This is a genomic window from Gordonia sp. NPDC127522 (assembly GCF_042672305.1).
Classification (GTDB): domain Bacteria; phylum Actinomycetota; class Actinomycetes; order Mycobacteriales; family Mycobacteriaceae; genus Gordonia; species Gordonia hongkongensis.
The window spans coordinates 435908-460222 of record NZ_JBHXVK010000003.1; the positions used below are offsets into that span (position 1 = coordinate 435908).

Sequence of the window (24315 nt, forward strand, 5' to 3'; positions counted from 1 at the left end):
CCGAGCTGCCGGTGGCCCGTGTTCTTCCTGTTCTGGGGCTCGCTCACCTCGACCGTCCCTTCGATTACCTGATCGACGTCGACCAGGACGAGGACGCGCGGCCCGGCGTTCGTGTCCGCGTGCGATTCTCGGGTCGGCTCGTCGACGGCTACCTCCTCGAGCGCATCGAGAAGAGCGATCATCCCGGCAAGCTGGGCTGGCTCGACCGGGTCGTGTCCGCCGAGCCGGTACTGACCCCCCAGCTGGCGACGCTGTGCCGCGCGGTGGCCGATCGGTATGCGGGCACGATGGGCGACGTCGTGCGCCTGGCCATACCGCCGCGGCATGCGCGCACCGAGAAGGAGACGACGCCCGACCCGGCTGCCGTCGTCGCATCGCCTGAACTCGCCGACTGGCATCGATATGCCCTGGCCGACTCCTACGTGGAGAACCTGGCCGACGGTCATCCGCGGGCCGTCTGGCAGGCCCTACCGGGGGAGGACTGGCCGCGCCGTCTCGCCGAACTCGCCGCGGCGACCCTCGCAGCGGGACGCGGGTGCATCCTCGTCGTCCCCGATCAGCGGGATCTCGATCGGGTGTGGGCCGAGTGTGAGCCGTTGATCGGCGACCGTGGGGTCGCGCTGTCCGCCGGACTCGGACCCACCGCGCGCTACCGTCGATGGCTGGCCGTGCGCCGCGGTGCCGCGCAACTGGTGATCGGTACCCGAAGCGCGGTGTTCGCGCCGGTCAAGGACCTGGGCCTGGTCGTCGTGTGGGATGACGGCGACGACAGCATGTCCGACCCGCGCGCGCCCTACCCGCATCCCCGCGAGGTGGCGGTGCTGCGGTCGCACCACGAGCGGTGCGGCCTGCTGCTCGGCGGGTTCGCCCGGACCGCCGAGGCTCAGGCGCTGGTGGTCTCGGGCTGGGCGCACGACCTCGTTGCCGACCGCACGACGGTCCGCACCCGCAGCCCCCGTGTCCAGGCGATCTCCGACGACGACCGGCAGATCGCCCGCGACCCCATGGCCCGGTCGGCACGCATCCCCGAAGTCGCGTTCGACGCGGCGCGGTCGGCGTTCGCCGCCGATCGTCCGGTGATCTTCAGCGTCCCGCGCCGGGGTTACGTGCCGTCGCTCGCGTGCACCCGCTGCCGCGAACACGCGCGGTGCCGGGCCTGTCACGGACCGCTGCAGCTCGATGCCGACCAACGACTGAGCTGCCGATGGTGCGGACGGCCCGAACGGTCCTTCCGTTGCCCGGAGTGCGGTAACACCTCGGTGCGCGCGACGGTGACCGGTGCGCGGCGGACCGCCGAGGAGCTGGGACGTGCCTTCGCCGGCGTACCGGTGCTGACCAGCGGCGGCAACACGATCCTCGACGAGATCGAACCCGGCGCACGACTCGTCGTCGCGACGCCCGGCGCGGAGCCGGTGGCCCCGGGCGGATACGGCGCCGCGATCGTCGTCGACACCTGGGCACAGCTCGATCGGGCCGACCTGCGTGCCGAGGAGCATGCGGTCCGGCGGTGGATGGCGCTCGCCGCGATGGTGACTCCGCACGGTGACGGTGGGCGAGTGGTCATCGTCGCCGATTCGGTGCTCGCACCCGTGCAGGCGCTGATCCGTTGGGACCCGGTGGGTTTCGCCTCGATCCAGTTGCAGCAACGCGTGGAACTCGGATTCCCCCCGGCGGTGACGATGGCGTCGGTCGACGGGCCGACCGGGGTGATCACCGACTTCGTCGAGCACCTCGAGTTACCCTCCGACGCCGATGTTCTCGGCCCGGTGCCGTTGCCTCCCGGCGTCCGCCCGCCGGCCGGCAGCGCCGAGTGGGAGGCCGCCCCAGAGGACATGAACCGCGACGAGATGGATCGCATCCTGGTGCGGTTGCCGCGCAAACACGGACGGCTCCTCGCCGAGGCGCTCGTCGCGGGACAGGTGCGCCGCAACACACATCGACAGACCGGGCCGATCCGGGTGCAGATCGACCCGCCTACGATCGGATGAATGCGCATCGTTTTCGCCGGTACCCCCGAGGTCGCCGTGCCGTCGTTGCAGGCTCTCATCGACTCGCCGTCGCATGAGGTCGTCGGGGTCATCACCCGTCCCGACGCCGTGTCCGGCCGCGGCCGCAAGGTGATGCGGTCACCCGTCGGGCAACTCGCCGACGAGCATGCGCTCGAGGTGATCACCCCGCGCCGGTTGTCCGAGCCGGAGGTCGACGACGTGCTCCGGCGCTGGGCTCCCGACTGCGGGGCCGTCGTGGCCTACGGCGGCCTCGTGCCGCCCCGACTCCTGGACCTCCCGCAGCACGGCTGGATCAACCTGCACTTCTCGGTCCTGCCCGCCTGGCGCGGTGCCGCTCCGGTCCAGGCCGCCATCGCCGCCGGCGACGAGGTGACCGGGGCCAGCACGTTCCGGCTCGAGAAGGGACTCGACACCGGTCCGGTGTTCGGGGTGCTCACCGAGACCATCCGACCCACCGACACCAGCGGCGATCTGCTCGGACGTCTCGCCGATGCCGGGTCGGGACTGTTGCTGTCCACGCTCGACGGCCTCGAGGCCGGTGAACTCGCCCCCGAACCGCAGCCGGCCACGGGGGTGAGCCACGCGCCCAAGGTCGAGGTCGAGGACGCGCGGATCCGCTGGGAACTGCCGGCACACATCATCGATCGCCTGGTTCGCGCCCACACGCCCGCACCCGGACCGTGGACGAGCCTCGACGACGCGCGGATCAAGGTCGGGCCGGTGTCGGTCGCGTCGGCCGACGATCCCGGTCTGCCCGATGCGGTGCGGGACGGCGCCCTGGCGCCCGGTGCACTCGCCGTCACGAAGAAGACGGTGTTCGTCGGAACCGGTTCGCAGCCGGTCAAACTCGGCACCGTTCAGCCGCCGGGGAAGAAGCCCATGCCCGCCGCCGACTGGGCTCGTGGCGCGCGCCTGACCGACGGGACGGTCCTGGGATGAGCGGCAAGTTCCGGCAGAAGGACCTCGATCCCGCGCGCGTGGCCGCCCGCGACACCCTCCGCGCGGTACGCGAACGTGACGCGTATGCCAACCTCGTCCTGCCGAAGATGCTGCGCGACAGGAAGATCGAGGGGCGAGACGCTGCCTTCGCCACCGAGCTGGCCTACGGGGCCGCGCGGGCCCAGGGTCTACTCGACGCGGTGATCTCCTCCGCCGCGAAACGGCCGGTCGCCGACATCGACGGCACGGTGCTCGACGTCCTGCGGCTCGGCACCTATCAGCTGTTGCGGACGAGGGTCGGCGCACATGCGGCGGTCTCCACGTCGGTTGACCTGGTGCGCGCCGAGAACGGGATGGGGCCTTCCGGTTTCGTGAACGCGGTGCTGCGCAAGGTCTCCCAGAAGGACGAGGACATGTGGGTGGAGGAGCTCGCACCGTCGCCCGCGGACGATCTCGTCGGCTATCTCGCCTTCCAGTACGCACATCCGCGCTGGATCGCGGAGGTGTTCCGCGACGCTCTCGGTGGTTCGGCGGGACAGCTGCAGGCGGCACTCGCCGCCGACGACGAGCGACCGCCGGTGCATCTCGTCGCTCGTCCGGGGTTCATGACCGCCGAGGAACTCGCCCTCACCAGCGAGGGGGAGGTCGGCGACTGCTCCCCGTACTGCGTGTACCTCCAGGGTGGCGATCCCGGCGACGTCGCCGCGATCCGCGAGGGGTATGCGGGTGTCCAGGACGAGGGTAGTCAGCTGATCGCCCGTGCGGTGACCGTGGCCGAGGTCGCCGACGACGGTGGGCGATGGCTCGACATGTGCGCCGGCCCAGGCGGGAAGGCCGCACTCATAGGTTCGCTCGCCGAGATCGACGGTGCCCGGCTCGATGCGGTCGAGGTGTCCGAGCATCGCGCCGGCCTGATCCGCAAGGTTGTCTCCGACCTCCCGGTCACCATCCACGTCGCCGACGCCCGGTCCAGTGGGCTCGACGCCGGTTACGATCGCATCCTGCTGGACGCCCCGTGCTCGGGGCTGGGCTCGCTGCGCCGACGTCCCGAATCCCGCTGGCGTCGGACCACTGCCGACGTCGACGAACTCGTCGTCCTGCAGAAGGAGCTCCTCACCGAGGCGCTGCGCCTGGTGAAACCCGGTGGCATCGTGGTCTATTCGACGTGTTCGCCGCACCCGGCCGAGACGACGACGGTGGTGGCCGACGTCCTGGCGTCGACAGACGGTGTGCGCCAACTCGATGCCCGCCCGTTGGTGACGGTGGGCAAGCTCGGCCCGGACCTGTTGGGCGACGGACCCCACGTTCAACTCTGGCCGCACGTCCACGGCACCGACGCCATGTTCCTGGCGGCGTTGACGCGGGACTAGGTGCCCACCACGGAACGGGCCCCCGCGTAGTCCGCGACCGCGGCCGGCCCACCGGCTCGTACTCCAGGATCAACAGCCCCCCGGGGGAGTGGCATCGTGCCGGATCAGCCGGAATCCGAGTCCGATCCCGTTGCGTCCGAACAGCGATCGCCCGCAGCCGAGCGCGGTCGGAGCCACGACGAGGCGGAGGACGTCCACGACGCCGACCTCGAGCAGTGCGGCCGCCAGCGTCGCGCTCCCGTGCACCTGCAGTTCTCGATCGGAGTCCGTGCGTAGGCCCCGGATCGCGTCGATGGGGTCGTCGGACAGCAGGGTCGCCGGTTGCCACGCCAGTTCGGTATCGGTGAGCGACGTGCTCACCACATACTTCGGCAGCCCGTTCATCCGCGCGGTGAACGGGTCGTCGGGATCGGTGATCGCGGGCCGATCGCGGGCGAATGCCTCATAGGTGCGCCGCCCGAGAAGCAACCCGTCGGCCAGATCGAGCCACTCCGACGCCTAGCGGATGAACTGCTCGTCCATATGCGGTACCAGCCACCCGCCCCGCGCGGAATCCGTTGGAGGTGTCTTCGTCGGCGGCACCGGGACCCTGGGTGACCCCGTCGAGCGTGATGAACTCGGTGACGGTGATCTTCACTGCACGACTTCGTTTTCGACGAGTGCGGCGAGCGCAGCGGTGACCGAACCCCAGCCGTCGTAGAACCCGAGTTCCTCATGGCGGTCACGATCGGACGGACTCCGATGGCGCACGACGACGCTGTACTCGGTTCCGTCTACGTGCTCGGCCAGAGTGATCTCGGCGGTCATGGAGACCGGTGCCGGTGCGGCGGGGCGCCACGAACTGTCCACGGCATTCGTGAACACCAGGCGCTCGTGGAGATCGACGACGAGGAAGACGGCATCCATGTGCGTGACGAAAGTGGTTCCGTCGTCGCTCATCCGGGTCACGAGCCCACCGCCCGGTTCGGGCTGGAGGCGGTCGACGCGGGTGACCGTCGGAGCCGGCGTCCACCACTTGGCGAATTTCTCCGGCTGGGTCCACGCCTGCCAGATGCGTTGTCGCGGAGCGCGGATCACACGGTGAACGGTGAGGTCCAGTACGGGATCGATCATGGTGTCTCCTCGGTGTCGGTCACGAATTCTTCGAGACGGTCGGTGCGTTCGGTCCACACGGTGCGTTGGTGTTCGAGCCAGGTCGACAGACGGCGCATACGGCGCCTGTCGAGGGTGCACATCCGTGTGCGTCCGACCTTCTTGGTCAACACGAGCCCGCTGTCCTCGAGCACGCGGAGGTGCTTCATGAACGACGGCAGGGTGATGGGGAAGGGGTCGGCGAGCTCGCCGACACTCGCCGGTCCATGACCCAATCGTTCGACGACCGCGCGGCGCGTCGGATCTGACAGAGCGCCGAAGATCTCGTCGAGTGCGACCGAACTGTACGCCATATGGCTAAGTGTTGCAGGTCCCATCGCTTAACTCAATGGCTAAGTGAAAATCTGGCGTCGGCCTTGTGGAAAGTGGACCTTCATGTGCTACTTTCCGGTACCATCGAATGTATGTACGACAAAGCTTCGGGCGCAACTGGTCTCTTGGCTACCGAGCATCTACGGTCCATCGTGGGTGGGCTGTCGGCAATGCCCGTGGGTCTCGACGAGGCGGAGTCGGTGGATCGGCTCACTCTTCTCGAGGAGATCAAGTCGGCATGCACGGCGGCCCAGGTGCGTGAGACCGCGAATCTCGACGCGCTGCGCGCAGCCGACGAAGCCGCACGGAACGTACCGGAGCGCCGGCGCGGTCGCGGACTCGCCGCCGAGATCGGTCTGGCGCGCAAGGTCTCGCCCCGAAAGGAAAGCCAGTGCCTCGGATTCGCCCGCGCCCTGGCGCACGAGATGCCCCATACGATGGCGGCATTGACTTCCGGTGTGCTCACCGAGTGGCGGGCCACGATCCTGGTACGTGAAAAACCGCCTATCTGACACGTGAAGCGCGTGAGGAGATCGACCGCCGGATCTGCGGTGATCCCGCGGCGCTGGTGGGGGTGTCCGATCGCGAGATCGAAGCACTGGCCAAACGCCACGCCTACGAGTTGGAGCCCGAAGCGGTGGTGGCTCGTAAATCGAAGGCCGAGAAGGACCGCCGCGTCAGCGTGCGACCCGCGCCGGATCTGATGACGCAACTGTCGGTGCTGCTGCCGATGGCGGAGGGGATCGCGGTGTATGCCGCGTTGAAGAAGCACGCCGACTCAGTGGTCGGACAGGACGACCGAAATCATGCGCAGGTCATGACCGACACCCTGGTCGAACGCGTCACCGGGCGCGCTGTCGCGGAGCCGACACCGATCGCGCTCAATGTCGTTCTGTCCGACCGGTCCTTGTTCGGCCTAGACGATTCGGCCGCCGACCTCCACGGATACGGACCGATCCCGGCGACGGTCGCGCGGCTGCTGGTGGCCGATTCGGTGTCGCCCGAGGGGGAGACCGCCTCGGCGCTGCGGAAGATGTACGCGAGACCGTCCGATGGCGCGCTGGTGGCGATGGAGTCACGGGCACGAGCTTTCCCAACCGCTCTCGCCCAGTTCATCCGGATGCGTGACCAACGGTGCCGGACTCCCTACTGCGGTGCACCGATCGTCGAGATCGACCACGCCACACCGCATCGGCGCCACGGCCCGACGAGCGCGGTCAACGCTGATGGAACCTGCGTCCTGCACAACCGCGCCAAGGAGGCCCCCGGTTGGTTCTACGACGTGAAGATGGTCGACGGCGTCCGCGTCATCGACGTGATCACCCCGACCGCGCGACGACACCGCAGTGTCGCTCCACCCGCGATCGGGCATCAACCGCCAGGACGCAGCGGCGTCGAAACCAGCCTGATCCAGATACTCGCAGCGTCGTGATTGTGGATGACGAACGCACAGTCCGGTGATGCTGTACTAGGTTGTTCGTCGTGGCGGTCCGCCACGTCGTTGTCGGTGCAAACTCGGGGGTTTGTATGGCTGAGCGGTTCGGTGTCGAAGAGCTGGGTGTCATCACCGACGTGGGCGATGCGCTTGCTCGATGCTCCTCGGAGGCGCGAGCCCTGTGGAGTGGGAGGTCCGCCTTCGACGATGCTTCGGGGGCGATGCCGGCGTCGGCCATCGGTGCTGCGTGCGCCGGCAAAGACGACACCGTCCGTTCACTGCTGGGCCGCGCGGCGGCGAGGATGGACCAGGTGTCGCAGACCTGCTACCAGGCCGCCGGTGACGTTGCTGATACCGAGGAGTCCCTGGCCAGCGGCTTCCGTGCCATCAGCGAGTTCTGATGTCGCGACCATCGCGGTCCGTCGTCAACGGCTGGGACCTGATGTCTCTGGATGCTGCCGCCACTGCGCTCGACGCGGTCGTCGATGACCTGAGCGATCTCACCCAGAGGATGGCCGAAGCGCCGATGAAAGCGGGCGACTCCAAAGGGTGGGTGGGGGACTCCCAGCGGGGTTGTGAGACGCGCACCGACTCCGATCGAACCGAGATCAACAAACTCGGGGCCGACATCACCCGCGCCGCGACTGTGCTCCGGGATACGTCGTCTGCGATCAGTCCGAATCGCACCACCGCGCTGATTCGAGCGCTCGGACTGGAACGAGACGAGTTCAGCGTTGCCGACGACTGGACGGTACGAGACACCCGAAACTATGCGGCCGAGCTCACGGGCGTGGAGGCCGGAAGCGCGACGGAGCGCTCGATTCTCCACGCCCAGGCCGCCCGAGCGGAGGAGGCGACGACCGCGACCCTCTCGCTGCAGTCCCTGGCCGATCAGATGGGCGAGGACGATCGCAACGGGGCGAGAGTTCTCGCGGCAGCGTTTGGCGATGCCGAAGGTAATGCGCCACTCGCGTCGAGCTACTCGCCCGGACAGGCGAGCATCGATGTCCAGGCCATCATGTGTGGTACCGCCACGAAGGAGCAGAAAGATCGGTTCTTCCGTGCGACCAGCCTGACCGCGGAACAGCGGGCCGCGTTGGCCCGCGGGGACTTCGCGGAGATTTCGAAGGAGCAGTTCGATTACCTGAAAGCGATCTACACACCGAGTTGGGGTGGCGGACCCGAAGGGCAGCCGCTGTCTCTTGATGCGCTGAAGTCGTTCGGCGACAGATACAACGGCGCAGAGCGAGAGAACCTCAAACGAGGTCTCGGCGACGGCGTCTATCTGCTGGGGAACCCGAACCTGCGGACCAGACAGACCGATTCGAATTCGATCGCCGAGGTCTTGGGTACGAGCACGCCAGTCGTGGCAGGAGGATTGAACCAACTCCCAGCGCCGATACGGGACCTTCTGAGTGGTCCGGCAGCGTCGAAGGCGAGCATCTCCAACGATCCGTCTGGCGTAGACGGTAGCCGGATGATCGATGTCACCCGGCTCGGCTCTGTTGACGACTTCAACGACCTCATGGATGTCCTGGAGCACCGGTCAGAGGACTCGGGTCTCGCCTCGTACGGGTCGCAATCTGTTCAGCTGGGCAGCGATGTCGACAGGGCTCTCATCGCGCGCGCCAGTGAGATCGCGGCGGGCGACGAGAATGAGCGTCTCGTCTCGAAGCAGGACGGCACCATAGCCGACTCGTCCGTGGAATCCCTGTTGAACCGAATGCTCGGAGTTGCAGGGTCGGACCATATCGCTGTCCACGACGCGGTAATGTCGGCAACCGGCAATCCGTCTGACAACTCGATGCCGAAGACGTTCGACCTCGACGGCAACGAACGATCATTCAAGGACGCGGAAGCGCTCAAACACCTCCTGACCTTCGACTGGACAGACGGCGCGGGGAAGCATGCTGACGGGATCAACAAGCTGTTCGACTGGATGCCGGGTGCTGCCTACGCCCCTGAAGGCAGCTCCCCGGAGGCAGTGCTCGAAAGCCAACGAGCCGGCAACATCTCGACTGCGCTCGCCCAGTATTTCGGCGACAACAAAGATGCGCTGATCGACATCGGCGATCGGAAACCGGCTCTGGGTGAGCTCAACCCCGAGCTGACCCGGACGCTGGCTTCTGCGATCGGCTCCCACACGGCCGTCTTGGCAGGCGCGGATCCCGACCTGTTCCACACGCACGGTGTATCAAAAGTCGATACGAGCGATTTGAAGTCGACCTTCGAAATACTGAACTCGGATGCAATGGCGGGAAGGATCGTCAACTCCTTGACCGCCTTGCAGATTGATGTGATGCAACAGGAGTTCGGTAAGAACCCACACGACTATGGACTCGGCGAAGTCACCGGACGTTTGGAAGGAGCGATGATCGGTGGACTGGACGCGCACATCGAGGAGACGAAGATCGACGGCAGGCACTTGGCTGCCCACGACGCGGCGGTCGCCGGTGCCATGTTCGACAGCGCGAAGTCGCTTCTCACCGCGGTTCCCGGTCTCGATCCAGCTGTCAAGCTGCTCATCGATACCGCGGCGCCTCAGGTGAAGCTGGATCTGGCCGGGCTACCGACTGATCCGGACACGATCAAGGCCGACCCAGAAATCCAGCAGCTACGCAAAGACATGTTCGACGACGAGATCAACCCCAATGCGAAGTATGTCCAGATTCTCCGAGGGTATTTCGAAAGCCATCCGGAACTCGCGGATGATCCTGAGTTTCAGATCCTGTACTCGCCGGGGAGCAACCCAGAGTTTGGCGAGATGAAGCGTTCCGGCGTGATGGCCGACGGTGCCGACGAAAGTCGAGCTGCGACCTTCATCCAACAGAGGCTGCTGTCAGACATCAACTCATTCGCGCTTCGGCACAACGAGAATATGGAAGATGCTTACAAGCGTTAGGGGTGACATGGGGCGTTCGCCGAGACTTCGTCTGGTCTGTGTGTCGGCGTTGCTTCTTACGGCGTTGTTCGTTGCCGGCTGTGGTTCGCCACCGTCACCTGCCGAGCAGCCGACGAGTGGTTCTCCGGCGGCACCGCCTGGGAAGCGGCTACCCCCTGATTTGAATATGTCCTTCCGCTGGAGTCCGACAAGTGTCCTTGACCTCACCAGTTCGGAGGGGACGTTTGTTCGCGCGTACACGGAGTCATTCGAACTTTCGTTTGAGGGGCAGTCGATGGACTGGGGATATCCAGGTTTCGCGGCGGCATCGCCACCAGACACCGACGAGCGAATCCGTCTGGTGGCGGGGAACAGTCAGACAAGTCGAGTGGTAAATACGCTCTCTTTGTTTCCCCTTCGGCGCGAAGACACGGCTGACCGAAGTCGATTGACGATATGCCGCAGCGAGCTGCTGTCGATCGAGCAAAAATCGGACGGTGGTGGTGTCGAGTGGCGCAACAATCGATTTCCATGGGGCGCTCCGGTAACGATCGAATTCGTGCGCACGGGACAGAGGATGCCACCCGCTGAGCAGCACGGCCCTCAGACCACGCCCCTAACGTCGATGTTCGGCAGCTGGAAGGTCTCGTACTTCGACCGCTTGGGGCTTGGTCCGGAGAACCGCGCCGATATCGTCGCGTGCAACGCCTTACCCCCGAACCCCGACCTTCCGAGAGTCGGGGTCGAGACGGGACCCGAGCCGTGGCCGGTACTGCCCCCGTCTCCTGGCTGGCCGGCGAACGGCGTCTGAGACGCCGACACGCTTTCGTCCGTAGCGGAACCCGCGTCCTACACTTGTCGACCATGTGCACCGCCGGTACCGCGCCCATGATCGCCCCGTCCATCCTGTCCGCGGACTTCGCGAATCTCGCGGCCGAGGCCGCTGCGGTGGCGCACCCGGGCGAGACCCGCGCCGACTGGTTGCACGTCGACGTCATGGACGCACACTTCGTGCCGAACCTGACCCTGGGTCTCCCGATCGTCGAGAGCCTGTTGAAGGCCACCGACATCCCGCTCGACTGCCACCTGATGATCGAGAATCCGGAGCGGTGGGCACCGCCGTACGCCGAGGCCGGAGCACACAACGTCACCTTCCATGCCGAGGCCACCGAGAACCCGATCGGCGTCGCCCGCGACATCCGCGCCGCCGGGGCCAAGGCGGGCCTGTCGATCAAGCCCGGTACCGCGCTCGAGCCGTACCTGGAGATCCTGCGCGACTTCGACACCCTGCTGATCATGAGCGTCGAACCGGGCTTCGGCGGTCAGAAGTTCATCCCCGAGGTCCTCGAAAAGGCCCGCGCCATCCGGAAATTCATCGACGCCGAAGACCTGCGGCTCCTCGTCGAGATCGACGGCGGCATCAACGCCGACACCATCGAGGAGGCCGCAGAGGCCGGCATCGACTGCTTCGTCGCCGGTTCGGCCGTCTACGGCGCCGACGATCCCGGACAGGCCGTCGCCGCACTCCGCGAGTCGGCCGCCGCCGCACGGGCACAGACCCAGGCCTGATCCGATGGACATCGCCGCCGCCATGGAACGCGCCATCAGCGCGTCCCGGGAGGCGATGGGGATCAGCTCACCGAACCCGCCCGTCGGCGCGGTCATCCTCGCCGCCGACGGCACCGTCGCCGGCATCGGCGCGACCCAACCGCCGGGCGGGCCGCATGCCGAGGTGATGGCACTGCGAGCTGCGGGCGAGTCGGCGCGAGGCGGCGCCGCGATCGTCACCCTCGAACCGTGCAACCACACCGGCCGGACCGGCCCGTGCGCGCAGGCACTCATCGACGCCGGGATCGCCGAAGTCCATTTCGCGGTGAGCGACCCGAATCCCGTCGCCGCCGGTGGTGCCGAGACGCTTCGGGCCGCGGGCGTCGGGGTGACCGGGGGAGTCGCGGCCGGCGCCGTCGAGGACGGGCCGCTGCGGCCATGGCTCACGCGTCAGCGTCTCGGTCGTCCGCACGTCACCGCGAAGATCGCGTCGGGCATCGACGGGCGGATCGCGGCGCCGGACGGCACCAGCCAGTGGATCACCGGTGCGCGGGCCCGCGAACACGCGCACTCACAGCGTGCCCGGATCGACGCCATCGTGATCGGCACCGGCACCGCGCTGGCCGACAACCCCACTCTCACCGCGCGCACCGCCGACGGGGCGCTTCATCCGCACCAACCCGCGCGCGTCGTCCTCGGTCACCGCGACATCCCGGCCGACGCCCGGCTCCGGGATCCGGTCGGCGGACCGCTGGTCCGCGTCGAGTCCCACGACCCCGCCGACGTCCTCGCCGCGCTGCCCGACGCGCTGTGGGTGCTGGTCGAAGGTGGGCCGCACATCCTGGGGGCGTTCTTCGGGGCCGGACTCGTCGACGAGGTACACGCCTACGTCGCCCCTCTGGTCCTTGGCGCCGGCCGCAGTTCGGTCGAGATCCCAGGGGTGACCACCCTCACCGACGGCCTGCGGTTCACCACGACGTCGGTGACCCGGCTCGGGGAGGACGTCCTCGTCACACTGTCGCGACCGTCGACCACCCCGCGCGACAACTGAGCGACACGACATGCCCCCGACGCTTTTCGCTCACCGGAATCGCAATGCGACTGACATCCCGGGCCGTGCTAGCGTCGATGTCACCAGTTCTCGGGGCGGGGTGGAAATCCCCACCGGCGGTGATGAGGGTGCGGTGGATCCGCATCGTCCAGCCCGCGAGCGCCTGCCACCAGGCAGGGACAGCAGATTCGGTGCGAATCCGAAGCCGACGGTCACAGTCCGGATGCGAGAGAACAGGCGACACGAGGCCGCCCTGTCTGCTCCGAGCGAGCAGGAGGAGTGCGTGTTCACCGGAATCGTGGAAGAACTCGGCGTCATCGCCGACCGCGAGGATCTCTCCGACGCCGCCCGATTCACCGTCCGCGGGCCCGTGGTCACCGCCGACGCCGGTCACGGCGACTCCATCGCCGTCAACGGCGTGTGTCTGACGGTCGTCGACCTCCGTCCCGGTGAGTTCACCGTCGACGTGATGGGCGAGACGCTGCGCCGCAGTTCGCTGTCCGACCTCGCCGCCGGGAGCACCGTCAACCTCGAACGCGCCATGCCCGCGAACGGGCGCTTCGGCGGCCACATCGTGCAGGGGCACGTCGACGGCACCGGCACCATCGCCGCGGTCAGCCCGTCGGAGAACTGGACGGTCGTACGAATCGCCGTGCCCGCGGCGCTCACCCGGTACCTCGTCGAGAAGGGGTCGATCACCGTCGACGGGGTGTCCCTCACCGTGTCCGCGGTCGGCGGGTCCGGCGACGACTCCTGGTTCGAGATCTCCCTGATCCCGACGACCCTCAACGAGACCAACCTCGGCGCCGCCCGACCCGGCACCGTCGTCAACCTCGAAGTCGACGTCATCGCGAAATACGTCGAGCGCCTTCACCTGGGTTCGGACACGACTGGTACTCCTGATGTAGCGGGGGCGAAATGAGCACAACGAGTGAGGTTCTGATGAGCGAGTCACCGCGTGAGGGGAACGACGCGACGGCAACCGAGGGTGGCGCCGTCACCTTCGACACGATCGAGCGCGCCATCGCCGACATCGCCGCCGGCAAGGCGGTCGTCGTGGTCGACGACGAAGATCGCGAGAACGAGGGCGACCTGATCTTCGCCGCCGAGAAGGCGACCCCCGAACTCGTGGCCTTCATGGTGCGCTACACCTCGGGCTACCTGTGCGTCCCGCTCGACGGCGACGCCTGCGACCGGCTCGGCCTGCCGCCGATGTACTCGATGAACCAGGACAAGCACGGCACCGCCTACACCGTGACCGTCGACGCCCGTGAAGGCATCGGTACCGGTATCAGTGCTGCCGACCGCGCCACGACGATGCGCCTGCTTGCCGACCCCGATGCCACCGCGGCCGATTTCACCCGACCCGGCCACGTGGTCCCGCTGCGGGCGAAGGAAGGCGGCGTGCTGCGCCGTCCGGGGCACACCGAGGCCGCGGTCGACCTGGCCCGCCTCGCCGACCTGGCCCCGGCCGGGGTGATCTGCGAGATCGTGAGCCAGAAGGACGTCGGCTCGATGGCGCAGACCGACGAGCTGCGCGTGTTCGCCGACGAGCATGACCTCGCCCTGATCTCGATCGCCGACCTCATCGCCTGGCGCCGGCGCCACGAGAAGCATGTGGTCCGCGTCGCCGACGCTCGCATCCCCACCCGACACGGTGATTTCCGCGCGGTCGGGTATTCCAGCGTCTACGACGACGTCGAACACGTCGCGCTCGTCAAAGGTGACATCACCGGCGGCGACGCCGACGGGCACGACGTTCTCGTGCGGGTGCACTCGGAGTGCCTGACGGGTGACGTCTTCGGTTCGCTGCGCTGCGACTGCGGTCCACAACTCGACGCCGCGATGGAGATGGTGGCCGACGAGGGCCGCGGGATCATCCTGTACATGCGCGGGCACGAGGGTCGCGGGATCGGGCTGTTGCACAAACTGCAGGCCTACCAGCTGCAGGACGCGGGGTCCGACACCGTCGACGCCAACCTGGAACTGGGGCTGCCCGCCGATTCGCGGGACTACGGACTCGGTGCCCAGATCCTCGTAGACCTCGGCGTACGGTCGATGCGTCTGCTGACCAACAACCCCGCCAAGCGCGTGGGGCTCGACGGATACGGTCTGCACATCGTCGACCGGGTCCCGATGCCGGTGCGCGCCAACGCCGAGAACCTGCGGTACCTGCGTACCAAGCGCGACCGGATGGGCCACGATCTGATCGGGCTCGACGATCACGTCCAGCCCACCGACGGAGCCTCCGAAGGAGCACCCGCATGAGCGGCCACGGAGAGCCGACCCTCGAACTCGCCGACGCCGGCTCGCTGCGCCTGGCGATCGTCTCGTCGCAGTGGCACGAGGTCGTCTGCGGCGCGCTGCTCGACGGCGCCATCCGGGCCGCGCGCGACAACGGCGTCGCCGACCCGACCATCGTTCAGGTGGCCGGTGCCATCGAGCTGCCCGTCATCGTGCAGGCACTGGCGCGGACACACGACGCGGTCGTCGCGCTGGGCGTCGTGATCAAGGGCGAGACACCGCATTTCGAGTACGTGTGTGACGCGGTGACCGCCGGTCTGACACGGGTGTCGCTCGACGAGTCGACCCCGGTCGGCAACGGAGTCCTGACCGTGCTCACCGAGGACCAGGCGATCGCACGGGCCGGACTCCCGGGCTCGACAGAGGACAAGGGCGCACAGGCGACGGTTGCCGCGCTGGCGTCGGCGCTGACCCTGCGCGCGCTCGCGCGTGGCGAAACCCTCCCGGTGGCGGTCGGAGGAGCATCGGCGTGAGTTCCGCCGACACCCCGCCGACCGACTCCGCCGGCTGGGACCTGGTCTACCGGCCCCGCAACCTGCCGCGGTGGGCCATCGCCGCCGCCGTCGTGGTGATGGCCATCCACATCACGTTCGGTCTGCTGCTCACGATCGACGACGTCGGAGTCCGCAATCTCGGCGGTTCCGACCAGATCGCGATCATCCTCATCGGTGCGCTCATCTCCGCGGCCATTTTGCTGTTCACCCGCCCGCGACTGCGCGTCGGAGCCGCCGGCGTCGAGGTGCGCAACCTGGTGTCGGCGCGGCTCTTCGAATGGGACCGTGTTCTCGGTCTCACCTACCCGGAGCAGGGTTTCGGGGCGTGGCTGCTCTTCCCGGCCGACGAACACATCACCGTCCTGGCCGTTCAGGCCGGTGACGGTCAGCGCGCCATCGACGCGATGGGTCGATTCCGCGAGCTCGAGGAGCGCTACCGCGGGACTGTCCGGCCCGGACACTAGCCTGGAACACGTGGCCGACCCGACTACCTACCGACCCGCCCCGGGGTCCATCCCGACCGATCCCGGGGTGTACAAGTTCCGCGACGAGCATCGTCGTGTCATCTACGTGGGCAAGGCCAAGAACCTCCGGTCCAGGCTGACGTCGTACTTCGCCGACATCGCCTCGCTGCACCCCCGCACCCGTCAGATGGTGACGACGGCCGCCTCCGTCGAGTGGACGGTGGTCGGCACCGAGGTCGAGGCGCTGCAGCTCGAATACAACTGGATCAAGGAATTCGACCCGCGCTTCAACGTCCGCTACCGCGACGACAAGAGCTACCCGATGCTCGCGGTCACCCTGAACGAGGAGTATCCGCGCCTGTTCGTGTACCGGGGTCCGCGCCGGCGCGGCGTGCGCTACTTCGGTCCATACGCGCACGCGTGGGCGATCCGCGAGACGGTCGACCTGCTGACCCGGGTCTTCCCGGCCCGAACCTGTTCGGCCGGTGTGTTCAAACGGCACCGGCAGATCGACCGCCCGTGTCTGCTCGGCTACATCGACAAGTGCTCCGCCCCCTGCGTGGGGCGGGTGGACGCCGAGGAACACCGGGAGATCGTCGAGGACTTCTGCGATTTCCTCGCCGGCCGCACCGACCTGATGATCCGCAAGATGGAACGGGACATGAACGTCGCGGCCGAGGAACTCGACTTCGAGCGTGCCGCACGGTTGCGTGACGACATCGGTGCGATGCGACGCGCCATGGAGAAGCAGGCGGTCGTGCTCGGCGACGGCACCACCGCCGACGTGATCGCGCTCGCCGGCGATCAGCTCGAGGTGTCGGTCCAGGTCTTCCACGTCCGCGACGGACGGGTGCGCGGCCAGCGCGGATGGGTGGTCGAGCGCAGCGACAACGGTACCGACGGCGATGTGGTGGGGGAGTTCATCACCCAGTTCTACGGCGCCCAGGTCGATTTCGACGCCACCGTCGACGTCGGGACCGACCGGGCACACGGAGAGTCGATACCCCGTGAGGTGCTGGTGCCGGAGTTGCCGTCCGACGCCGAGGAGCTCGAGGAGTGGCTGTCCGGTCTCCGCGGCAGCCGGGTGCGGTTGCGGGTGCCCCAGCGGGGCGACAAGAAGGCGCTGTTCGAGACCGTCGCCCGCAATGCCGGCGAAGCCCTTGCGCAGCACAAACTCCGACGCGCGGGCGATCTCACGACCCGATCGGCGGCGCTCACCGAGTTGCAGGAGTCGCTACTGCTCGATCAGGCGCCGCTGCGCATCGAGTGCGTCGACATCTCGCACGTGCAGGGCACCGACGTGGTCGCCTCCCTCGTGGTCTTCGAAGACGGTCTGCCGCGCAAGTCCGACTACCGGCACTACTCGATCCGGCACGCCGCCGGCGAGGGCCGATCCGACGACGTCGCGTCCATCGCCGAGGTCACCCGACGCCGGTTCCTGCGCCACCGCACCGACCGCGATGCGCCGCCGCCGGTGTCCGGTGAGATCAGCGCGGCGGCCGACACCACGGCGCAGCCGCGGAAGTTCGCCTACCCGCCGAACCTCTTCGTCGTCGACGGCGGTGCGCCCCAGGTGCACGCCGCCGCGGCGGTTCTCGACGAACTCGGCATCACCGACGTCTCGGTGATCGGGCTCGCCAAACGCCTCGAGGAGGTGTGGGTGCCCGGCGACGACGACCCGATGATCCTGCCGCGCAACAGCCAGGCACTGTTCCTGTTGCAACGGGTGCGCGACGAGGCCCATCGGTTCGCCATCACGTTCCACCGCAGCAAGCGCAGCAAGCGCATGACCGAGTCGGTGCTCGACGGGGTCCCCGGCCTCGGCCGAACCCGCCGCACCGCGCTGGTGACCCACTTCGGTTCGGTTGCGCGCCTGCGCGAGGCATCGTTGGATGAGATATCCCAGGTGCCCGGGATCGGCCTCACCACGGCGCGGGCGGTCCAGACCGCGCTCTCCGGCGAGGCGGCGGCGCCCGACCAGACCCCGAACCCGGCCCCGATCCCGGAGCGGGCCGAGAAGGAGATGACGGTGGCGACCGGTGACGCGGGACGAGGTGCCGATGAGTGACCACACCGAAGTGCAGAGCGCGGCGATCGCCGAGGCGAAGAACACGGACTTCACCGTCCTGTTCGTGACGGGGATGTCCGGCGCGGGACGCTCCACCGCGGCGAACGTGCTCGAGGACGACGGCTGGTACGTCGCCGACAACGTGCCTCCCTCGCTGATCTCGACGATGGTCGGGATGGTCCGTGAAGACGATCCGGCGATCACCCGGCTCGCCATGGTGTTGCGCGCGTCCGACGCCAACCTCGCCCATCAGCTCGAACAGCTGCGGGACCGCCTCGAAGGGTCCGGGATCCGGACCCGGCTCCTCTACCTCGACGCCAGTGATCAGGTGCTGGTCCGCCGTTTCGAGCAGGTTCGTCGCCGACATCCGTTGCAGGGCAAGGAAACTCTCGTCGAGGGGATCGCCCGCGAACGGGCGATCCTCGCCCCGATCAAGAACGTGGCCGATCTGGTGGTGGAGACGTCGGCGCTGACGGCGGCCAAACTGCGCGCGATCGTCGAGGGCGTCGCGCCGGGCGACACCGAACCGCGGCTGTCGATCGCGGTGCAGTCGTTCGGCTTCAAGTACGGTCTGCCCATCGATTCCGATCTCGTCGCCGACGTCCGCTTCCTGCCCAATCCGCACTGGATCGATGAACTGCGCGATCACAACGGCCGGGAGGCGCCGGTCCGCGACTACGTCCTCGGCCAGCCCGACGCCGACGGATTCCTCGACCTCTACATCGGCCTGGTCTCCATCGTCGGCCGCGGTTACCTGCGAGAAGGCAAGCGCTACATGACCATCAGCGTCGGCTGCACCGGCGGCAAGCACCGCAGCGTCGCCATCGCCGAGGAGCTGTCGGCTCGGCTGCGCCGCGCCGTCGACGACGCCGGGCACGCGTCCTATGACGTCCGGGTCATGCATCGTGATCTGGGGCGCGAATGAGTTCCCGGGAACCCCGGATCGTCGCCCTCGGCGGCGGTCACGGCCTGTACGCGACGCTGACCGCGATGCGTTATCTGAGCGCCGACATCACCGCGGTGGTCACCGTCGCCGATGACGGGGGATCGTCGGGACGGCTGCGCGCCGAACTCGGACTCATCCCACCCGGTGACCTGCGAATGGCGCTCGCCGCGTTGATGAGTACGCCCGACGGGTTGCCGGACCCACAGGCCGCCGACGACCCGGCGGCCCGCCGCCGGCACGAGCTGTGGGCCGAGGTGCTCCAGCACCGCTTCGGTGGTCGTGGGGCGCTCGCCGGGCATCCCATCGGCAATCTGCTCCTCGCCGGACTCACCGAGGTGCTCGGCGACACCGTGGGAGCCCTCGCCGAGTTGCGGGAGATCTTCGGCATCACGGGGCACGTGCTGCCGATGTCGACCGTGCCCCTCGACATCGAGGCCGACGTCTCGGGACTCGAGGCCGATCCACGCATCAGTCGCGAGATCAGGGGACAGGTCGCGGTGGCCACCACGCCCGGCAAGGTGCGCCGCGTCCGGCTGTTGCCCGGCGACCCGCCGGCCTGCGAATCGGCGCTCACCGCAATCGAATCGGCCGACCTGCTGATGCTGGGGCCGGGCTCCTGGTTCTCGAGCGTGATCCCGCACGTGCTCGTGCCCGAACAGTTGAAGGCCTTGCAGCGCAGCAGCGCTCGCAAGGTGCTGGTGGTCAATCTGGCCCCCGAGCCGGGGGAGACCCCGGGGTTCTCGGTCGAGCGACACCTCCATGTCCTGCACGCCCATGCGAACACCTTCCGCGTCGACCACGTCCTCGTGGATGCGTCGTCGGTGCCCGCGGGACGGGAACGCGATCACCTCGTGCGTGCGGCCGGATTGTTCGGCGCGGAGCTGAATGTCGGAGACGTCGCGGTGCCGGGCCGGCAAGTCCATGACCCGGCGAAAGTCGCCGCCGTGGTGAACGAACTGTGCGAAGGTGAACTGACCCGTTACTCTGACCGAGCGGACGCCTGATTCGGGCGATGTCTCCGCGATTTTCACTCGAGGGACGTGTGGTCTGTTGACAGGAGGACAGGTACCGGTGGCGATGACGGCGGCGGTGAAGGACGAACTCAGTCGCCTGTCGGTGACTCAGGTGAGTTGCCGGAGAGCCGAGGTGTCCGCGCTGCTGCGTTTCGCCGGCGGTCTGCACATCGTCGCGGGCCGCGTGGTGGTCGAGGCCGAGGTGGACATGGGCAACGTGGCGCGCCGGTTGCGCCGCGAGATCCACGACCTCTACGGCTACGCCTCGGACGTCCACGTCCTGCGCGGTGGCGGGCTGCGGAAGTCGGCGCGCTACATCGTGCGGATCACCAAGGACGGCGAAGGCCTGGCACGACAGACCGGGCTGCTCGACCTGCGCGGACGCCCGGTGCGCGGCCTGCCCGCCCAGGTCGTCGGCGGTAGTGTCGCCGACGCCGAGGCCGCCTGGCGCGGAGCGTTTCTCGCGCACGGGTCGCTCACCGAACCAGGCCGGTCGTCGGCCCTGGAGGTCAGCTGTCCCGGGCCGGAGGCGGCGCTCGCCCTCGTCGGCGCGGCGCGACGTCTCGGTGTCACGGCCAAGGCCCGCGAGGTCCGCGGAGCCGACCGCGTCGTCATCCGCGACGGCGAGGCCATCGGGGCGTTGCTGACCCGGATGGGGGCCCACGACACGAGGCTCGTGTGGGAGGAACGCCGGATGCGGCGCGAGGTGCGCGCCACCGCCAACCGCCTGGCCAATTTCGACGACGCCAATCTGCGTCGATCGGCGCGTGCGGCGGTCGCCGCCGCGGCCCGCGTGGAACGCGCGCTGGACATCCTCGGCGACGAGGTGCCCGACCATCTGATCGCGGCCGGACAGCTCCGGATCACCCACCGGCAGGCGTCGCTGGAGGAGCTCGGTCAGCTCGCCGACCCGCCGATGACCAAGGACGCCGTCGCCGGGCGTATCCGCCGCCTGCTGTCGATGGCCGACAAGAAGGCCCGCCAGGACGGCATCCCCGACACCGAATCCGCGGTGACCTCCGAGCTGCTCGACGAGGCCTGACACGGACCTGCGGTGTGCCGAGCAGAGGGTCGCCTACTAGGCTGGTGGCGACGTGGGCGGAGGCGTGACCACTCAGGTGTGCTTCGCTGACCGCTCACGCGCGGCCAGACCGGGCTTGACCACCAGGCCCGACCATGAATACCGCTAAGGAGCACAACTGTGACTGTTCGGGTAGGCGTCAACGGATTCGGCCGGATCGGCCGCAACTTCTTCCGTGCCGTCGAAGCGCAAAAAGCGCTGGGCACCACCGACATCGAGATCGTCGCGGTCAACGACCTGACCGACAACGCGACCCTCGCGCACCTGCTGAAGTTCGACTCCATCCTCGGTCGCCTGTCCGACGACGTCACCCTCGAGGGCGACGACACCATCGTCGTCGGTGAGCAGAAGATCAAGGCCCTCGAGGTCAAGGAAGGTCCGGCCGCCATCCCGTGGGGCGACCTGGGCGTCGACGTGGTCGTCGAGTCGACCGGCATCTTCACCGCCCGCGCCAAGGCTCAGGGACACCTCGATGCCGGCGCCAAGAAGGTCATCATCTCCGCGCCCGCCTCGGACGAGGACATCACCATCGTGATGGGCGTCAACGACGACAAGTACGACGGCAGCCAGAACATCATCTCGAACGCCTCGTGCACCACCAACTGCCTCGGCCCGCTGGCCAAGGTCCTCAACGACGAGTTCGGCATCGTCAAGGGCCTCATGACCACGATCCACGCCTACACCCAGGACCAGAACCTGCAGGACGGCCCGCACAAGGACCTGCGTCGCGCGCGCGCCGCCGCCATCAACATCGTGCCGACCTCGACCGGTGCCGCCAAGGCCATCGGCCTGGTGCTCCCGGAGCTGAAGGGCAAGCTCGACGGCTACGCGCTGCGTGTCCCGATCCCCACCGGTTCGGTCACCGACCTCACCGCCCAGCTGTCGAAGACCGCCACCGCCGAGCAGATCAACGCCGCGCTCAAGGCCGCTGCCGACGGTCCGCTCAAGGGCATCCTGAAGTACTACGACGCGCCGATCGTCTCGTCCGACATCGTCACCGACCCGCACAGCTCGCTGTTCGACGCCGGCCTGACCAAGGTGATCGACGACCAGGCCAAGGTCGTGTCCTGGTACGACAACGAGTGGGGCTACTCCAACCGCCTCGTCGACCTCATCGGTCTCGTCGGCAAGTCGCTCTGACCCACCCCCAACGACTTTAGGAGTCAACGCCTCATGGGTGTTCCCACTCTGAAAGACCTTCTGGACGAAGGTGTTTCGGGCAGGGGTGTGCTGGTCCGGTCGGATTTCAACGTCCCGCTCGACGGGTCGACGATCACCGATCCGGGTCGCATCCTCGCGTCCCTGCCGACGCTCAACGCGCTCATCGACGCCGGCGCCAAGGTGATCATCACCGCGCACCTGGGTCGTCCGAAGGGCGAGCCGGATCCGAAGTTCTCGCTGGCGCCGGTGGCCGCCCGCCTCGGGGAGGAACTCGGCCGCAACGTGCAGCTCGCCGGTGACGTCGTCGGCACCGACGCGCTGGCCCGCGCGGAAGGACTCACCGACGGCGACGTCCTGCTGCTGGAGAACATCCGCTTCGATCCGCGGGAGACCTCCAAGGACGATGCCGAGCGCGAGGCGCTCGCCAAGGCGCTGGTCGAGCTCGTCGGCGACGACGGCGCGTTCGTCTCCGACGGCTTCGGAGTGGTGCACCGCAAGCAGGCCTCGGTCTACGACGTCGCCAAGCTGCTCCCGCACTACGCGGGCGAGCTGGTGGCGGCCGAGGTCGACGTGCTGTCCAAGCTCACCGACGAGGTGACGCGACCCTACGCCGTCGTCCTCGGCGGATCGAAGGTGTCGGACAAGCTCGGTGTCATCGAGGCGTTGGCCCCCAAGGTCGACACCCTGGTCATCGGCGGCGGTATGGCGTTCACCTTCCTTGCCGCACAAGGGCATTCGGTGGGATCCTCGTTGCTGCAGGAAGATCAGATCGACGTCTGCAAGAGCCTGCTCGAGCGGTTCGGTGACGTCATCCACCTGCCGGTCGACGTCGTGGTGGCCGACAAGTTCGCCGCCGACGCCGAATCGGACACGGTGGCCTCGGACGCCATTCCCGACGGCTGGATGGGTCTGGACATCGGACCGGAATCGGTGAAGCGGTTCGCCGCGGTCCTCTCCGGCGCCAAGACCATTTTCTGGAACGGCCCGTCGGGTGTGTTCGAGTTCGAGAAGTTCTCGTCGGGCACCCGCGGTGTCGCCGAGGCGATCGCCGGTGCGACGGGCAACGGTGCGTTCACCGTGGTCGGTGGCGGCGACTCGGCCGCCGCGGTCCGCACCCTGGGTCTGCCGGACTCCGACTTCTCGCACATCTCCACCGGAGGTGGCGCATCGCTGGAGTACCTCGAAGGCAAGGAACTCCCCGGACTGAAGGTGCTGGAGAGCTGATGGCGACTGTTGACAATGGGCCCGCTCGCTTCGCTCCCGGCGCCCGCAAACCGCTCATCGCGGGCAACTGGAAGATGAACCTGAACCACCTCGAGGCCATCGCGCTGGTTCAGAAGATCGCCTTCGCCCTGCCGGCGAAGTACTTCGACAAGGTCGATGTGACGGTCATTCCGCCGTTCACCGACATCCGCAGCGTGCAGACGGTCGTCGACGGCGACAAGCTCCTGCTCACCTACGGTGCGCAAGACCTGTCGGCGCACGACTCGGGCGCCTACACCGGCGAGATCAGCGGTGCGTTCCTCGCCAAACTCGGCTGCACCTTCGTGGTGGTCGGGCACTCCGAGCGTCGCACCCTGCACAACGAGACCGATGAGGTCGTACTGGCCAAGACGAAGGCGGCGCTCAAGCACGAGCTCACCCCGATCGTGTGCATCGGTGAGGGGCTCGACGTCCGTGAGGCCGGAGAGCACGTGGCGTACAACATCGCGCAGCTCAAGGGCTCCCTCGCCGGCCTGACGGCCGCCGAGATCGCCGAGACCGTGATCGCCTACGAGCCCGTGTGGGCCATCGGTACCGGTCGGGTGGCCGGCGCCGACGACGCACAGGAGGTCTGCAAGGCCATCCGCGAGACCCTGGCGGAGATCGCCGACGCCGAGACCGCGGCATCGGTGCGAATCCTCTACGGCGGATCGGTCAACGCCAAGAACGTCGGCGACATCGTCGGACGTCCCGACGTCGACGGCGCCCTGGTCGGCGGCGCATCGCTGAAGTCCGACGAGTTCGCGACGCTGTCGGCGATCGCCGCGGGTGGCCCCTTGCCCTGACGGGTCACACCCACGCGTACACTGTGGCAGGTTGGCCTC

The 24315-nt window shown here is 68.0% G+C and carries 21 protein-coding genes, 1 pseudogene and 1 riboswitch; of the genes and pseudogenes, 19 read left to right on the plus strand and 3 right to left on the minus strand.

Annotated elements, in window-relative coordinates; genetic code table 11:
- The first annotated feature begins 11 nt into the window (after positions 1 to 11).
- Genes ACFVHY_RS09565 through ACFVHY_RS09575 form a run of 3 tightly spaced genes read left to right on the plus strand, consistent with a single transcriptional unit; the run spans position 12 to position 4318 of the window.
- Positions 12 to 1988 (plus strand): primosomal protein N', encoded by a 1977-nt coding sequence (locus ACFVHY_RS09565; protein ID WP_390271233.1) that lies wholly within the window; start codon positions 12 to 14, stop codon positions 1986 to 1988.
- On the plus strand, positions 1989 to 2948 hold the full coding sequence (gene fmt, locus ACFVHY_RS09570) for a methionyl-tRNA formyltransferase (RefSeq protein WP_390271236.1): 960 nt from the start codon (positions 1989 to 1991) through the stop codon (positions 2946 to 2948).
- Entirely contained in the window at positions 2945 to 4318 is a 1374-nt protein-coding gene (locus ACFVHY_RS09575; RefSeq protein ID WP_390271240.1) for an RsmB/NOP family class I SAM-dependent RNA methyltransferase, read from the plus strand. The genes fmt and ACFVHY_RS09575 overlap by 4 nt, the downstream gene beginning before the upstream one ends.
- A 69-nt stretch (positions 4319 to 4387) precedes the next feature.
- Here ACFVHY_RS09575 and ACFVHY_RS09580 read toward each other — a convergent pair whose 3' ends face one another.
- The 3 genes from ACFVHY_RS09580 to ACFVHY_RS09590 form a co-directional block, all read right to left on the minus strand.
- Complete coding sequence (locus ACFVHY_RS09580) at positions 4388 to 4786, minus strand: dihydrofolate reductase family protein (RefSeq protein ID WP_390271243.1); 399 nt, start codon at positions 4784 to 4786, stop codon at positions 4388 to 4390.
- Positions 4787 to 4951: 165 nt separating this feature from the next.
- Entirely contained in the window at positions 4952 to 5431 is a 480-nt protein-coding gene (locus tag ACFVHY_RS09585) for an SRPBCC domain-containing protein (protein WP_390271246.1), read from the minus strand.
- Positions 5428 to 5763 (minus strand): ArsR/SmtB family transcription factor, encoded by a 336-nt coding sequence (locus ACFVHY_RS09590; protein ID WP_390271249.1) that lies wholly within the window; start codon positions 5761 to 5763, stop codon positions 5428 to 5430. Before ACFVHY_RS09590 ends, ACFVHY_RS09585 begins: the two co-directional genes overlap by 4 nt.
- 189 nt (positions 5764 to 5952) lie before the next feature.
- Between ACFVHY_RS09590 and ACFVHY_RS09595 the strand changes: the two are divergent.
- From ACFVHY_RS09595 to tpiA, 16 genes and pseudogenes are all read left to right on the plus strand, one after another.
- Positions 5953 to 7214 (plus strand): annotated as a pseudogene (locus tag ACFVHY_RS09595) (DUF222 domain-containing protein).
- Between the two features lie 95 nt (positions 7215 to 7309).
- Positions 7310 to 7618, plus strand: a complete 309-nt coding sequence (locus ACFVHY_RS09600) for a hypothetical protein (RefSeq protein WP_390271252.1) — start codon at positions 7310 to 7312, stop codon at positions 7616 to 7618.
- Positions 7618 to 10119 (plus strand): hypothetical protein, encoded by a 2502-nt coding sequence (locus tag ACFVHY_RS09605; protein ID WP_390271255.1) that lies wholly within the window; start codon positions 7618 to 7620, stop codon positions 10117 to 10119. The genes ACFVHY_RS09600 and ACFVHY_RS09605 overlap by 1 nt, the downstream gene beginning before the upstream one ends.
- An 843-nt stretch (positions 10120 to 10962) precedes the next feature.
- On the plus strand, positions 10963 to 11667 hold the full coding sequence (rpe, locus tag ACFVHY_RS09610) for a ribulose-phosphate 3-epimerase (RefSeq protein ID WP_390271258.1): 705 nt from the start codon (positions 10963 to 10965) through the stop codon (positions 11665 to 11667).
- A 4-nt stretch (positions 11668 to 11671) separates the two neighbouring features.
- Complete coding sequence (gene ribD, locus ACFVHY_RS09615; protein WP_390271261.1) at positions 11672 to 12697, plus strand: bifunctional diaminohydroxyphosphoribosylaminopyrimidine deaminase/5-amino-6-(5-phosphoribosylamino)uracil reductase RibD; 1026 nt, start codon at positions 11672 to 11674, stop codon at positions 12695 to 12697.
- 82 nt (positions 12698 to 12779) lie between these two features.
- Positions 12780 to 12936: riboswitch (FMN riboswitch) on the plus strand.
- A gap of 44 nt (positions 12937 to 12980) precedes the next feature.
- Positions 12981 to 13619, plus strand: a complete 639-nt coding sequence (locus ACFVHY_RS09620; protein ID WP_390271264.1) for a riboflavin synthase — start codon at positions 12981 to 12983, stop codon at positions 13617 to 13619.
- Between the two features lie 20 nt (positions 13620 to 13639).
- Complete coding sequence (locus ACFVHY_RS09625; RefSeq protein ID WP_390271268.1) at positions 13640 to 14965, plus strand: bifunctional 3,4-dihydroxy-2-butanone-4-phosphate synthase/GTP cyclohydrolase II; 1326 nt, start codon at positions 13640 to 13642, stop codon at positions 14963 to 14965.
- Positions 14962 to 15474: a 6,7-dimethyl-8-ribityllumazine synthase gene (ribH, locus tag ACFVHY_RS09630; protein WP_390271271.1), complete on the plus strand. Its 513-nt coding sequence runs from the start codon at positions 14962 to 14964 to the stop codon at positions 15472 to 15474. The genes ACFVHY_RS09625 and ribH overlap by 4 nt, the downstream gene beginning before the upstream one ends.
- Positions 15471 to 15959, plus strand: coding sequence for a PH domain-containing protein (locus ACFVHY_RS09635; protein ID WP_390271274.1), 489 nt, complete (start codon positions 15471 to 15473; stop codon positions 15957 to 15959). The genes ribH and ACFVHY_RS09635 overlap by 4 nt, the downstream gene beginning before the upstream one ends.
- 10 nt (positions 15960 to 15969) lie before the next feature.
- Positions 15970 to 18027: an excinuclease ABC subunit UvrC gene (uvrC, locus tag ACFVHY_RS09640; protein WP_390271277.1), complete on the plus strand. Its 2058-nt coding sequence runs from the start codon at positions 15970 to 15972 to the stop codon at positions 18025 to 18027.
- The gene (gene rapZ, locus ACFVHY_RS09645) at positions 18020 to 18952 is read left to right on the plus strand and encodes an RNase adapter RapZ (protein WP_390271280.1); all 933 of its coding nucleotides are present in this window, start codon (positions 18020 to 18022) and stop codon (positions 18950 to 18952) included. The genes uvrC and rapZ overlap by 8 nt, the downstream gene beginning before the upstream one ends.
- Positions 18949 to 19977 (plus strand): uridine diphosphate-N-acetylglucosamine-binding protein YvcK, encoded by a 1029-nt coding sequence (yvcK, locus tag ACFVHY_RS09650; protein WP_390271283.1) that lies wholly within the window; start codon positions 18949 to 18951, stop codon positions 19975 to 19977. Before rapZ ends, yvcK begins: the two co-directional genes overlap by 4 nt.
- A gap of 73 nt (positions 19978 to 20050) precedes the next feature.
- Complete coding sequence (gene whiA / locus ACFVHY_RS09655) at positions 20051 to 21028, plus strand: DNA-binding protein WhiA (protein ID WP_174316851.1); 978 nt, start codon at positions 20051 to 20053, stop codon at positions 21026 to 21028.
- Positions 21029 to 21187: 159 nt separating this feature from the next.
- Positions 21188 to 22207 (plus strand): type I glyceraldehyde-3-phosphate dehydrogenase, encoded by a 1020-nt coding sequence (gap, locus tag ACFVHY_RS09660; RefSeq protein ID WP_058250365.1) that lies wholly within the window; start codon positions 21188 to 21190, stop codon positions 22205 to 22207.
- Between the two features lie 33 nt (positions 22208 to 22240).
- A complete protein-coding gene (locus ACFVHY_RS09665) occupies positions 22241 to 23452 on the plus strand; it encodes a phosphoglycerate kinase (protein ID WP_390271286.1) in 1212 nt (403 codons plus the stop codon).
- On the plus strand, positions 23452 to 24276 hold the full coding sequence (tpiA, locus tag ACFVHY_RS09670) for a triose-phosphate isomerase (RefSeq protein WP_390271289.1): 825 nt from the start codon (positions 23452 to 23454) through the stop codon (positions 24274 to 24276). The genes ACFVHY_RS09665 and tpiA overlap by 1 nt, the downstream gene beginning before the upstream one ends.
- Positions 24277 to 24315 lie beyond the last annotated feature (39 nt).

Coding starts and splice junctions, on each gene's coding strand:
- ACFVHY_RS09590 (WP_390271249.1), bottom strand. CDS start 5,763: ATGGCGTACAGTTCGGTCGCACTCGACGAGATCTTCGGCGCTCTGTCA.
- ACFVHY_RS09575 (WP_390271240.1), top strand. CDS start 2,945: ATGAGCGGCAAGTTCCGGCAGAAGGACCTCGATCCCGCGCGCGTGGCC.
- ACFVHY_RS09600 (WP_390271252.1), top strand. CDS start 7,310: ATGGCTGAGCGGTTCGGTGTCGAAGAGCTGGGTGTCATCACCGACGTG.
- tpiA (WP_390271289.1), top strand. CDS start 23,452: ATGGCGACTGTTGACAATGGGCCCGCTCGCTTCGCTCCCGGCGCCCGC.
- ribH (WP_390271271.1), top strand. CDS start 14,962: ATGAGCGGCCACGGAGAGCCGACCCTCGAACTCGCCGACGCCGGCTCG.
- rapZ (WP_390271280.1), top strand. CDS start 18,020: ATGAGTGACCACACCGAAGTGCAGAGCGCGGCGATCGCCGAGGCGAAG.
- yvcK (WP_390271283.1), top strand. CDS start 18,949: ATGAGTTCCCGGGAACCCCGGATCGTCGCCCTCGGCGGCGGTCACGGC.
- ACFVHY_RS09585 (WP_390271246.1), bottom strand. CDS start 5,431: ATGATCGATCCCGTACTGGACCTCACCGTTCACCGTGTGATCCGCGCT.
- rpe (WP_390271258.1), top strand. CDS start 10,963: ATGTGCACCGCCGGTACCGCGCCCATGATCGCCCCGTCCATCCTGTCC.
- ACFVHY_RS09665 (WP_390271286.1), top strand. CDS start 22,241: ATGGGTGTTCCCACTCTGAAAGACCTTCTGGACGAAGGTGTTTCGGGC.
- ribD (WP_390271261.1), top strand. CDS start 11,672: ATGGACATCGCCGCCGCCATGGAACGCGCCATCAGCGCGTCCCGGGAG.
- ACFVHY_RS09605 (WP_390271255.1), top strand. CDS start 7,618: ATGTCGCGACCATCGCGGTCCGTCGTCAACGGCTGGGACCTGATGTCT.
- ACFVHY_RS09625 (WP_390271268.1), top strand. CDS start 13,640: ATGAGCGAGTCACCGCGTGAGGGGAACGACGCGACGGCAACCGAGGGT.
- whiA (WP_174316851.1), top strand. CDS start 20,051: ATGACGGCGGCGGTGAAGGACGAACTCAGTCGCCTGTCGGTGACTCAG.
- fmt (WP_390271236.1), top strand. CDS start 1,989: ATGCGCATCGTTTTCGCCGGTACCCCCGAGGTCGCCGTGCCGTCGTTG.